Source organism: uncultured Gimesia sp. (assembly GCF_937910335.1).
Taxonomy (GTDB): domain Bacteria; phylum Planctomycetota; class Planctomycetia; order Planctomycetales; family Planctomycetaceae; genus Gimesia.
The window spans coordinates 1-11,723 of record NZ_CALEMX010000283.1; the positions used below are offsets into that span (position 1 = coordinate 1).

Below are 11,723 nucleotides of genomic sequence, written 5' to 3' on the forward strand. Positions count from 1 at the left end.
TCGAGCCTGGATCGATTCCTGGCTCAACCCAAATGGGAAATATCGGTTAAATATTGCGTAATGGCGCAATTATAACATATATGCTAAATAAGCTAGAATGGTATATATGGGGGAGTCAATATAAATATACTCAGATAAAGGTTTATCTCTTTAAAAACAATTATATGCAGATGTGGTTATTCAGGACCCTTACTGTTGAACCGAATATATCCATATAGACCTAAATCATTAACCAGAAAAAAGATAAGTCTTTAAAAATGACTTTTTAGAATTAAGGTTAGAGCCGTCTATTATGGGACTCATGTGAACAAAATAAACTATACCTGATTGTTAGTGTACTATGGAATTGTGTTTTGCCCATTTGTCACACAGACGCATTGTTTTTTAAAATCTAACTGTCTATCTCAATACTTTCTACGATAATTGTCAGAACCGTTATGAGCGAAACAGCCCTTCGGTTCAGCTTCCTTTTTATTTCAATGCCCATTAAACTTAGAAAATATATAATAGTCCTAAGTTATTTATTATTAACACTTTCAGTGATCGAAATCCCTTATGGCCAAACCGCTGATTGTCATTAATGTTGTCGGTTTCACCCATGCAATGTTAGGTGAAAATACCCCCCACTTAATGCGTCTGGCAAATCTGGGGTTTTCCAGACCAATGGGAACGGTATTGCCTGCAGTGACCTGTTCTGCTCAGTCCACACTTCTGACGGGACTTTTACCCAGCGAACATGGAATCGTGGCGAATGGCTGGTATTTCCGTGAGTTGTCTGAAGTCATGTTCTGGAAACAGTCAAATCGACTGGTGCGTGGTGAGCCGGTTTACGAAGCTGCCAAACTTAGAGACCCTGCTTATACGACTGCGAAAATGTTTTGGTGGTATAACATGTACGCTCCCGTAGACTGGTCTGTGACACCTCGTCCGAGTTATCCGGCCGATGGAAGAAAGGTCTTCGATTCTTACAGTCAGCCTGAAAGCCTCAAAGACGAATTGCAGTCTGAATTAGGGGTGTTTCCACTTTTGCGATTCTGGGGACCCGGTGCGGATATCTTGAGTTCACGCTGGATTGTAGATGCCTCTATCAAAGTTTTCCATGAAAAGAAACCGGACCTGACCTTAGTTTATCTACCGCATCTTGATTATAACTTGCAGCGTCTGGGGGTAAGTAATCCTGCCATTGATCAGGATATTAGAGACATTGATCGGGAAGCAGGGCGTTTGATTGAAGTCGCACAAAATGCTGGTGCGGAAGTCGTCGTACTTTCTGAGTATGCCATTACTGATGTTTCGCAGCCGGTGCATATAAATAGAATCTTAAGAGAAGCGGGGTGGTTAAAAGTTCGTAAAGAGGTATTGGGTTGGGAATCTCTGGACTGCGGCGCTTCTGCTGCGTTCGCGGTAGCCGATCATCAGATTGCTCATATTTATATCCAGAATCCAGCTCAGATTTCTGAAGTCAAATTGACACTCGAAACTGTAGATGGTGTTGAAATGGTTCTCGATCGGCGACAGCAAGCCGAATTCGGTATCGATCATGATCGGTCTGGTGAGCTTGTGGTGGTGGCAGCGCCCGGAGCCTGGTTTACATATTATTTCTGGTTAGATGACAGCGTTGCACCCGATTATGCACGCACGGTAGATATCCATCGTAAACCCGGATATGACCCGGTTGAGCTGTTCGTTGATCCGGAAATTCGGTTGCCAAAATTACGAATTGCTAAGAGATTGGCCCAAAAAAAACTGGGTTTTCGCTACTATATGGACCTCACCAGTCTGGATGCAAATCTCGTCAAAGGCAGTCATGGTCGCTTACCAACTCCCGGAAAAGAAGAAGTAGAAGCGCCAGTGTTTATCAGCTCTTCTCGATCAATCGAGCGGGATGAGATTCCAATGACGGCGGTCAAAGAGATGCTATTGGAGTTACAATTTGGCAAATAGCCATCCACTATTAAATATTTAGACCTAGTGTTATCAGGTTGCCTATATTCCCAGAAAAGGCATTGACTCAAACTTGTATTCTGATGATGATTCCGCAGCCTGTGAGAATCACAGATCGCATTGACTCAACTGGATTTATAACAATATCTGAAACGTCTATTTTATGTCTTATCATTTAATCAATACCATTCAAAAATTAGGGCACCCAAAAATTCTCGTTCTGGGTGATTTGATTCTGGATCGCTATATCTGGGGGAATGCAGAACGGATCAGCCAGGAAGCGCCTGTGATTCTGTTACGGGAAGATGCCCAGGAAGTGCGACTCGGAGGTGCGGCGAATGTCGCCAACATGCTGATTGGTCTTGATGCTGAAGTCACGATGGCAGGAGTGATTGGCAGCGATCTGGATGGAGCTGTCATCAAAGAAGCTCTCGGAGAGAGAGGCGTCGATTGTTCAGCCATGATTCATGACGCCAGCCGTCCTACGACTGTCAAACAACGATTCATGGGGCGCGCACAACAGAGGCACCCTCATCAAATTCTCCGAGTTGACCGCGAAGTAAATACTCCTTTAGATCAACCCACGTCTGAAAAATTGCTCAATCTGATTCTGCCGATGATATCAGAATACAAGGCTATTCTTGTGAGTGATTATGCCAAAGGAGTCTGTACTCCCGAAATTTTGGCGGCTGTAATAGAAGAAGCGAGAAGAGTGGGAGTTCCAGTGATTGTTGATCCCTGCCCTGGGAGGGATTACCAGATTTATTCCGGTGCAACAGCAATCACTCCCAATCGATTGGAAACAGCACGAGCAGTTGGTTTTGAAGTCAATTCACAGGAGGATGCATTTCGTGCCGGTCGGCAGTTATGCAATGAACTACAACTGGATTATGTATTTGTCACACTCGACAGTGATGGCATCGCATTGACTCAGGCCGATGGATTGACACAAATCCTGCCTACTCGCAAACGGGAAGTGTATGACATTACCGGTGCGGGAGACATGGTGTTGGCGACGATCGGAGTGGGAAGTGCTGCCAGATTTGCCCCCGTTGATCTTGCCCGATTAGCGAATGTCGCCGGCGGCCTGGAAGTCGAACAGATTGGTGTGGTCACGATCAGCCGCGAGGAGATGATTGCGGATCTATTGATGGGGTCGCGTGTCACCAGCGAAAAAATATTACCATTGGAAGAATTGAAGCGACATGTGATGGCACGTCAAAAGCTGGGGCAAAAAGTGGTTTTGACCAATGGCTGCTTCGATGTGATGCATGTAGGACACGTGACTTATCTGGAGCAGGCAGCCGCCGAAGGAGATTGTCTGATCGTTGCCGTGAATAGTGACAGCAGTGTACGGTCCTTAAACAAAGGTACGGATCGTCCCATCTTCGGGCAAGCCCATCGCGCTTCCATGTTGGCGGCTCTTGAAGGCATTGATTATGTCGTCGTCTTTGAAGAAACAACGCCTTGCGAATTAATCAGCTTGCTCAAGCCGGATTTACTCGTCAAAGGGGGCACATACAAAAAAGAAGAAATCGTCGGCTGGGATATCGTTGAATCATATGGAGGCGAAGTCAGAACTCTGGGGGTTACTCCTGGTATTTCAACAACACAAATCCTGGGAGCCATTCGCAGTAATCAGGAGCATGAAAATGGTGCGACTGCTTTAAAACATCCCATTGAACCTCCGAAACGAAAAGCCGGATGAAAATTGCTGTTTTTTTACCGAATTGGATAGGCGATGCCGTGATGGCAACGCCGGCTCTCCGAACTATTCGTCACCAGTTTCCTGATGCAGAAATTGTGACGATTCAGAGGCCTTATGTGGCCGATGTACTGGAAGGTCTGGATAGCATTGATCGCAAGATTTCCTGGCATCGTGGGCAAAAATTGATATCCCGCTTGCGTTTTATGAAACAGTTGAGAGGCGAGAAATTTGATCTGGCTGTTCTGTTTCCCAACTCATTTCGAAGTGCCTGGCTCACATATCTGGCAGGAATACCAAAGCGAGTTGGCATCGCTCGTGACCGACGTCGATGGTTATTAACTGATGCGCTTCCAGCCAAAGACAAACAGGAACCCCATCCTGCCATTGATGAATACCTGCGAATCGCCGCCTATCTGATTGAAAAAGAGCAGACTGGATTGGAACTCTCAGAGCCTTTGTCTCGATCAATGGAACTCGTTGTTACAGAAACCGATCAGAAACGCTGGAGATCGTTTTTAGAGAAACAGTCTGCTGAATTTAGAAGCCGTCCTCTCATTTGTTTAAATCCGGGAGGTGCTTTTGGAGCTGCCAAACATTGGCCGGTAGAGCATTTTTCTGATTTAGCGCGCCGCATCGCCTCTGAATTACAGCGGTCTGTCTTAGTCGTCTGTGGCCCTGCCGAAAAAGCAGAAGCATTGCAGATTGTGGAACAAGCCGGGCATCCTCTGGTCACTTCTCTGGCAGCAGAACCACTCCATCTCGGGCTCACGAAAGCAGCGATTCAACAATCTGAATTGCTGGTCACAACCGATTCCGGACCGCGGCATTTTGCTGCCCCCTTTCAAATACCTGTGGTCACTCTGTTTGGGCCGACACACATTTTGTGGAGTGAAACGTTTTATGATCGTGGTTTGCACTTACAGCTTGATCTGGATTGTGGCCCCTGCCAGCAACGAATTTGTCCTTTAGGGCATCATCGCTGTATGAAAGAACTCGACGCCGATCAGGTATTTCAGGCTGTCGTATCCCATTTAAACTCTCAAAAAGCAAATGCAGCTTGAGCAGGTCTCAAGCTGCCCATAAGGGATCCTGGTTCTGTAAACTCGTTCGTTCGCGATTCTGATTTGCCCGATGGAGATCAGCCCGACTTTCGATATAGACAGTTTGCCAGACCATAAGGGGTATGATTCCCAGAGGCAGGATTGCAGGAGACCAGTCCGCGACAGGCAGGAGGAGACGTTCAACACTGCCTGTACCTAAGGGAATCAACATAAGCCAGGCAATGGATGCCAGCAAGGGATGACAGCGTTCTTTATAGCTGACGATCAGTGCCCAACTGGCAAGGGGCGCAGCCAGCAGGAACGTCAGTCTTTCTGTTCCGGGCCCCACCAGTAATTGCCAGCATACCCAGGTTGTGAGGGCGCCTGTGAAATAGGTTTCAGTGGAATTGCAGACCTTCGCCAGTCTGAGACACCACAATAATGCCAGTCCAGCTAATCCGAGTTGCAAGAGCGTATAGACGCGGTCATCTACATAAGTTCCGAAGTGTTCTGCAATCGTATAAGCGTCTCTTAGACCTGCTTGTCTGAGCGTACGATAAGGACCAGTCAACAGCGCATACCAATCCTGGTATTGTTGAATGACCACAGGGAAAGGACGAGTGAAGAAAGGGGGAATGACCAGCAGCGCACACGCTGCTGTGAATCGTAATGCCAACTGTCTGGGAAACCGAGCCATGAGTAATAAGGCCAATGCCACAGGCCAGAGTTTAATATGCACGGCTGCTGCCAGAATGAAGGCTGCTGCCCACCATCGCTCTTTTTTCAGGGAAACAACGGCAAAGACGGCTAACGCGAAAACCAGTGAATTACTTTGTGCCGACCAGATAGCGCGCGTACAACCAGCCAGACATAGAATCAGGAAACAGGCTTCCTGAAACTTTGACCAGTCGCCTGGGAAAATTTCTTTGATCAATAAACGTAGCGCAAAAACGAGGAGCCCGATATTCAGAGCGGACCAAAGGATGCCACCCATTGATGGCGGCAGAATTGCAAATGGTGTAAAGGCCAACGCAAATGTCGGACTATAACGATAGCCTGTTTTCTGGATGTCATTGTCATACAGACTGCGGTCAGCCCACCAGTTAATTGAAGAGTCTGCAAAGCAGGGGAAAACGGACTTTTTCTCAGGTTGAACAATGGACTTTACACTGACGGCAATCCAGAGGATCGCCCATAAAATCAAAGCTCTTTTGAGCCAGATTGCTCCGGAAGTTTCTTCAACCAGGGGAGAATTGAAATTCAATGGATATTGTGAGAAATGTTTCATGTCAGACCTGAGGCAGAGGTGTCTTACATGGAAAGACAAGTGAGGTTGTTTGGGAAGAAATATTACAACAAGGGCTTTTATTTCTTTTGGTTGATCAGGGCAAGATCAATCATTTGAAGGCGTTTGCCGGATAGAGTCTTTGAGCTGTTTTCGTAACATCCGAAAGAACGCTTTGCGGGACTTACCAGAAATGGGACCAAGGGCAGAACGTATACAAATGATTTGAAGGGAGAATGGTACGGAGATTCCTTCATGGAGGGGCTGAATTGCCAATCGGTCGAGCATATAGACTATGGCGTGAATCAGAGAATGACAATAAAGAATGCCAACAGGATCAATGAGCCAAAGCGTCGGTTGTTGCTGCGATTCACTGGCTGGTTTGACGACCACATTTTCCAGTTTAAAATCTCGATGACGGAGATGAGAACTTGCAAGACGATGGACGATCTTGCCCAGTTCTCTCGCGATTAGATATTGTCCCGACCTAGAGTAGTCTGAGCCAGATTTTAATAATTCAAAAGCAGTTGTACCTGAAATGTAAGGCATTTCTAATTGGAAATAAGGACCTGATCGATAGACGGGGGTTACCGGTTGCGGCGTATTCACACCTACAGACAGTAATTTCCAGGCACCAGTCAGTTGCCGCTGAGGCTGAGATTGGTTGAATAGAGATTTCCAGCGAAGTTTCCAGGTAACAGGCCAGCGTTTGAGTGTTGTCAGGCCACGCTCGGGTAGCTCAATTAACCATACCGAACGTAAGTCTTCTTCTTTAAGACAGCGAATTATCGTATAAGGGGTATCGTTATTAAACAATTTAAAGCAGGCATTATCTTCGTCATGTAAATCAGACAATTTCACAGGGGCTTTTCATGATTTTGTCGATTGCCCTTTTCGGGATGGCAGAATCCTGCCAAACTCTTGGCAATCTTGATGGAAACAGAGCGTTTGATAATAATTTGAGTCATTCACGTACCCTCTTTTAACAGGATCGCGCGTGGTTGACAATCTTGAAAATTGATCGACTTTCCCGTTCTACGTTGCTTCTTCGTATTTTCGTATCAAAGTTAGCTTTATGTCGTTATCAGTCATTATCATTGTAAAAAATGAAGAGGCATCGATTCGGGAGTGTCTGGCTTCAGTTGTCTGGGCGGATGAAATTATTGTGCTGGATTCCGGCAGCACAGATCAGACCATTTCAATTTGCAAGGAATATACAGACAAAGTTCATGAAACGGATTGGCCCGGTTTTGGTCCGCAGAAAAATCGTGCATTACAATATGCCACAAAAGACTGGGTGCTTTCGATTGATGCAGACGAACGGATTTCTTACGACCTGCAAACGGAAATCAAACGTATTATACAGGTGCCCGGGCGTTATGATGCCTATACCATGCCGCGCCGTTCCAATTACTGTGGGCGCTATATGAAACACAGTGGCTGGTGGCCAGACCGTGTCGTGCGACTTTTTTGCAGAGGCAAAGCACAATTCAGTGATGATCTGGTGCATGAGCGGATTATTGTGAATGGCAAAATCGGGAAGCTGAGAGAACCGATCATTCATGAATCGTTGCTGACGTTGGAACAGATTCTGAACACCATGAATTCCTACTCATCTGCCGGCGCGAAGATGATGGCTGAGGAAAAACAGACAGCGGGATTGACGAAAGCCATTTTGCATGGACTCTGGACGTTTTTGAGAACCTATATCTTTCGTGCGGGTTTTCTGGATGGTCGAGAAGGATTTATGCTGGCCGTTTCGAATGCAGAGGGAACCTATTATCGTTATTTAAAATTAATGGTCATCAATCGAGAGAATCAGGAAGAAGTCTGATCATTTCATGGCTGGATTAGCTGTCATTATTACGACTTACAACTGGCCTGCCGCTTTAGAGGTTGTCTTAGCGGGCTATCTCTCTCAACAGCGTCCGCCCGATGAATTGATCATTGCCGATGACGGTTCCACAGAAGAAACGAGATCGGTCATCGATGTATTTCGTGAACGAGCACCTTTTCCAGTAAGACATGTGTGGCATCCAGACCAGGGCTTTCGAGCGGGCGCCATTCGAAATCGAGCGATTCAAAGTACCCAGGCGGATTACATTGTATTCACAGACGGTGATTGTATTCCGGCACCCTGGTTTTTAGCTCAGCATTCGCGTCTTGCTGAGGGCCAATGGTTTCTCTCAGGCAATCGGATTTTACTCTCGCAGGAGTTTTCCCGGGAGGTCTTGGAGACGAAGATCCCCATTCATACTTGGAACCTATGGCAATTGTTGCAGGCACGTCAGCGTAAACAGATCAATCGACTCTCACCTTTATTCAGAGTCCCTCTGGGGAGTTGGTATCGAAGGCGCATCGCCAATCAATGGGAAGGTGCAAAAACCTGTAATCTTTCAGTATGGAAAGAAGACCTTCTGGCAGTGAATGGTTTTGATGAAGATTACACTGGTTGGGGAATGGAAGACTCTGATCTGGTGTTGAGATTGATCCGAAAAGGGATCTGCCATCAAGATGCCCGGTTTGCTGCTCCGGTTTTTCATATCTGGCATCCCGAAAATTCACGAGACCAACTGGAAGAAAATCAACGACGATTGCAGCAGTTGATTGAGACAGACAGAATTCAGGCCAGGGTGGGTATCGAACAGGCTTCGTCTGTTTGAGGGTGCATCTGAACTACTGCTTCCGAGAAATTTCAACGAAGAAGGCCCCGCGCGAAACACCATTACCTTCATCCAGCCAGGTTTGCAGTTTTTTCTGTCCCCGAGGAAGCTCAATGGTAAAGGTCGTTGACAGATCTCCTTCAGCCACTTTTTGTTCCTGTTTCAGGTTACCGATTTGAATACGTGCGAGCCCTTTTTTCAGGGGATGATACGCCGATTCAGGACGACAACGAAGAGTGATTTCATAGGTGCCCGCTTCGATGATATCAACGATCCAAAAGCCATTGGCAATGGGATTCCTGGCAATCAATTGATGATTCCAGGGGACTTGTGCTATGGGAGCGTGCCAATCGTGACAGGTTAGATGTGCGGGATTTTCAGAAGGGGAGCCAATGCCAATCGCGACATAACGACTGAACTGGGGAGTGAGACTTTTCCACCACTTTTCGTATTCCGCAGCGAGGTATTTCACGACACCGGCAAACTCGGCGGCTACATTTTTTGTTTGTCCCGGATCAGTCTGAATGTCATAAAGTTCTTTTTGGTTAACCAGTCTCCAGCGATCAGTCATCACAGAACTTTTTCTCCATTTTTCAGGAGATTCGATTCGCTGTGAGTGAACAATCAGTGTGCGATTACGCAGGTCATCTTGCTTCCCATTCAGAATTGGAACAAGGCTCGTACCATCCAGTTTGAGTTCACTGGAAATGGTCAGATTACAAAGTTCAGCCAGTGTCGGAAGCACATCAATATGAGCTGTTAACTGATTGATATCCCGCCCACCAGTGAGTTTTCCACCCGGCCAATGGATGTAAAAAGGAACGCGGTGGCCGCCATCATACTCGGAACCTTTCGTACCGCGCATCCCCGCATTAAAACCAGGCCAGGTGTCGATTATCACGGGTTTGCCTCTGGAAAGTCGGCGTTGCTGCTTTTTGGAAAGGTCTTTTTTCTGAGGTCGTTGAACACCGGCTGCGGTACCATTGTCAGTCATGAAGATCAGGATCGTATTCTTTTCAAGATCCCATTCCTTCAGGCGACTGATTAATCGCCCCATGTTATCATCGATGTTGGTAATCATGCCATAAAAAGGAGCCATATTTCCAGCCACGCCCTGGTTAGCATAAGGGTCGCTCTGTTTTTTATCTACCAGATAAGGGCCGTGAGGTGCGTTCGTCGAAATGTAGGCAAAAAATGGCTTGGATTTGCTGGTTTCAATAAATTTCAGTGCTTCATCAAACCAGATGTCCGTGCAATACCCTTTGAATTTTTCCTGCTTCCCCAGTCGGGAATAAGTGTCGTCGAAATAATCATTTTGCCAGTAATCGGGAGTTTGTCCCACTCCGCCGCCACCATGTTGTACGACCGTTTCGAATCCCTGATCCTGAGGTCTCAACGGGTAATTATCACCGAGATGCCATTTTCCAAATAACCCGGTTTTGTATCCATTACTTTTGAATATTTCTGCCAGCGTAACTTCATTGGTATCCATCAGAGAACGCCCCATGATGGTATGCCACACTCCGGTACGTGTGGAATAGCGTCCTGTCATTAACGCAGACCGCGTTGGCGCACAGGTGGGATCAACATGAAAGTTCGTTAATCTCAGACTTTTTTGATAAAGCTGATCCAGGTTTGGTGTTTTGATCATCTTATTGCCATGAGCGGCAATATCCCCGTATCCCTGATCATCAGTAATCACCAGAACGATATTAGGTTTTACTGAGTCTGGATTCTTAGCCGGACAGTCGGTCAAGGCGACCGACAAGATCGAGATGAAAATCAGAAGCTGCAGAATTGGTCGCATAGCCCACTCGTCATTGTGTTTTGATCTTAGAGGTGTTTCAGATATAAATCGATTATCGAAAAAGAACCGTTCCAGTTTAACTATCCATCTCTGGGAAGGGTAGCAATAAATTAAGATGTCTTATATTTATACAACTGTCACCGGCTTTTTGTTGGCTATCAACGCGATCTTTCTAGAAGAATCAGAAAAAATTAAGCAACGAATGGTGAAATCGACCATTTCCTTTTAATTCGTGACTACGCTATGATGGGCCAAAATTCAGTGTAGGTCTGGAGAGACGGAATGATCGTCGAGCGACCTCTGTTTACATCATCATAATTAATTACTGAAAAGAGCTATGGAAGCTGGAATTGTCGGTCTGCCAAATGTAGGTAAATCCACGTTATTTAACGCATTAACTGCGGCGGGAATTGCAAGTGAGAACTATCCTTTCTGTACGATTGAACCCAATGTGGGGATCGTCAATGTACCAGATCCCCGGTTGGCGATCATTCACGATTATATTCCCACCGATAAAGTAATCCCTGCCATCTTGAGGCTGGTCGATATTGCCGGAATTGTGCGTGGTGCTTCGGAAGGCGAAGGGTTGGGAAACAAATTTTTGTCACACATTCGAAATGTCGATGCCATCCTGCATGTCGTGCGTTGCTTTGAAGATAGCGATGTGATTCATGTTGAGGGTAAAGTTGATCCGATTAGTGATATCGAAACAATCGACATCGAATTAATGCTGGCTGACATGCAGACCGTCGAGACTGCTAAAGTGAAGGCAGCCAAAACAGCTCGTTCCGGGAATGCCGAAGCAAAGTCGCGGTTGGCTGTGCTGGATGCTTGTGCGGCGCGGTTAGAAAATGAACAACCCATTCGGGGCCTTTCGTTCGATAATCCGGATGAACAGAAAATTTTAAAAGGATATCAGTTTTTAACAGCCAAGCCGGTACTCTATCTGGCGAATGTGGATGAAGACGATATCAAGGGAGAAGGGGAGTTGGTGCAACGGGTCCGGGAACGAGCCGCGATTGAGGGTGGCGATGTCGTTGCCGTCTGTGGCCGTCTGGAATCGGAAATAGCAGAACTGGATGAAGCTGACCGCAGTGAGATGCTGGAAAGTGTAGATTTACAGGAACCGGCATTAGCAGTCGTGGCTCGTGCCGCCTACCATACTCTGGGGCTCCAGAGTTATTTTACTGCTGGAAAAATTGAAATTCGTGCCTGGACGATTCCCATCGGAGCGACGGGTCCTCAGGCAGCTGGAGTGATTCATTCCGATTTTGAG

9 protein-coding genes are annotated in these 11,723 nt (G+C 46.5%); 6 read left to right on the forward strand and 3 right to left on the reverse strand.

What is annotated here, in order from left to right; all coding sequences use genetic code 11:
• The first annotated feature begins 555 nt into the window (after positions 1-555).
• From Q0668_RS11370 to waaF, 3 genes are all read left to right on the forward strand, one after another.
• On the forward strand, positions 556-1,944 hold the full coding sequence (locus Q0668_RS11370; RefSeq protein ID WP_298864431.1) for a nucleotide pyrophosphatase/phosphodiesterase family protein: 1,389 nt from the start codon (positions 556-558) through the stop codon (positions 1,942-1,944).
• Between the two features lie 163 nt (positions 1,945-2,107).
• Positions 2,108-3,652 carry a bifunctional heptose 7-phosphate kinase/heptose 1-phosphate adenyltransferase gene (locus Q0668_RS11375; RefSeq protein WP_298864433.1) on the forward strand — a complete coding sequence of 515 codons (1,545 nt, stop codon included), beginning with the start codon at positions 2,108-2,110 and terminating at the stop codon, positions 3,650-3,652.
• On the forward strand, positions 3,649-4,713 hold the full coding sequence (gene waaF / locus Q0668_RS11380; RefSeq protein ID WP_298864436.1) for a lipopolysaccharide heptosyltransferase II: 1,065 nt from the start codon (positions 3,649-3,651) through the stop codon (positions 4,711-4,713). The genes Q0668_RS11375 and waaF overlap by 4 nt, the downstream gene beginning before the upstream one ends.
• Positions 4,714-4,720: 7 nt before the next feature.
• Here waaF and Q0668_RS11385 read toward each other — a convergent pair whose 3' ends face one another.
• Positions 4,721-5,980, reverse strand: a complete 1,260-nt coding sequence (locus Q0668_RS11385) for a glycosyltransferase family 87 protein (RefSeq protein WP_298864439.1) — start codon at positions 5,978-5,980, stop codon at positions 4,721-4,723.
• Between the two features lie 105 nt (positions 5,981-6,085).
• The gene (locus Q0668_RS11390; RefSeq protein WP_298864442.1) at positions 6,086-6,838 is read right to left on the reverse strand and encodes a hypothetical protein; all 753 of its coding nucleotides are present in this window, start codon (positions 6,836-6,838) and stop codon (positions 6,086-6,088) included.
• A 214-nt stretch (positions 6,839-7,052) separates the two neighbouring features.
• Between Q0668_RS11390 and Q0668_RS11395 the strand changes: the two genes are divergently transcribed.
• Together Q0668_RS11395 and Q0668_RS11400 are read left to right on the forward strand one after the other, a co-directional pair.
• On the forward strand, positions 7,053-7,811 hold the full coding sequence (locus Q0668_RS11395; protein WP_298864445.1) for a glycosyltransferase family 2 protein: 759 nt from the start codon (positions 7,053-7,055) through the stop codon (positions 7,809-7,811).
• A 7-nt stretch (positions 7,812-7,818) separates the two neighbouring features.
• Positions 7,819-8,640: a glycosyltransferase family 2 protein gene (locus Q0668_RS11400; protein WP_298864448.1), complete on the forward strand. Its 822-nt coding sequence runs from the start codon at positions 7,819-7,821 to the stop codon at positions 8,638-8,640.
• Positions 8,641-8,653: 13 nt separating this feature from the next.
• Here Q0668_RS11400 and Q0668_RS11405 read toward each other — a convergent pair whose 3' ends face one another.
• A complete protein-coding gene (locus Q0668_RS11405) occupies positions 8,654-10,447 on the reverse strand; it encodes an arylsulfatase (RefSeq protein WP_298864451.1) in 1,794 nt (597 codons plus the stop codon).
• 337 nt (positions 10,448-10,784) lie between these two features.
• On the opposite strand from Q0668_RS11405, the gene ychF reads away from it, so the two are divergent.
• A partial coding sequence (ychF, locus tag Q0668_RS11410) for a redox-regulated ATPase YchF (RefSeq protein ID WP_298864454.1) occupies positions 10,785-11,723 on the forward strand: 939 nt, incomplete at its 3' end.

Bases quoted from the DNA above. Each gene is read 5' to 3' on its own strand.
- Q0668_RS11405 (WP_298864451.1), bottom strand. From the start codon at position 10,447: ATGCGACCAATTCTGCAGCTTCTGATTTTCATCTCGATCTTGTCGGTC.
- waaF (WP_298864436.1), top strand. From the start codon at position 3,649: ATGAAAATTGCTGTTTTTTTACCGAATTGGATAGGCGATGCCGTGATG.
- Q0668_RS11400 (WP_298864448.1), top strand. From the start codon at position 7,819: ATGGCTGGATTAGCTGTCATTATTACGACTTACAACTGGCCTGCCGCT.
- Q0668_RS11395 (WP_298864445.1), top strand. From the start codon at position 7,053: ATGTCGTTATCAGTCATTATCATTGTAAAAAATGAAGAGGCATCGATT.
- Q0668_RS11375 (WP_298864433.1), top strand. From the start codon at position 2,108: ATGTCTTATCATTTAATCAATACCATTCAAAAATTAGGGCACCCAAAA.
- Q0668_RS11385 (WP_298864439.1), bottom strand. From the start codon at position 5,980: ATGAAACATTTCTCACAATATCCATTGAATTTCAATTCTCCCCTGGTT.
- Q0668_RS11370 (WP_298864431.1), top strand. From the start codon at position 556: ATGGCCAAACCGCTGATTGTCATTAATGTTGTCGGTTTCACCCATGCA.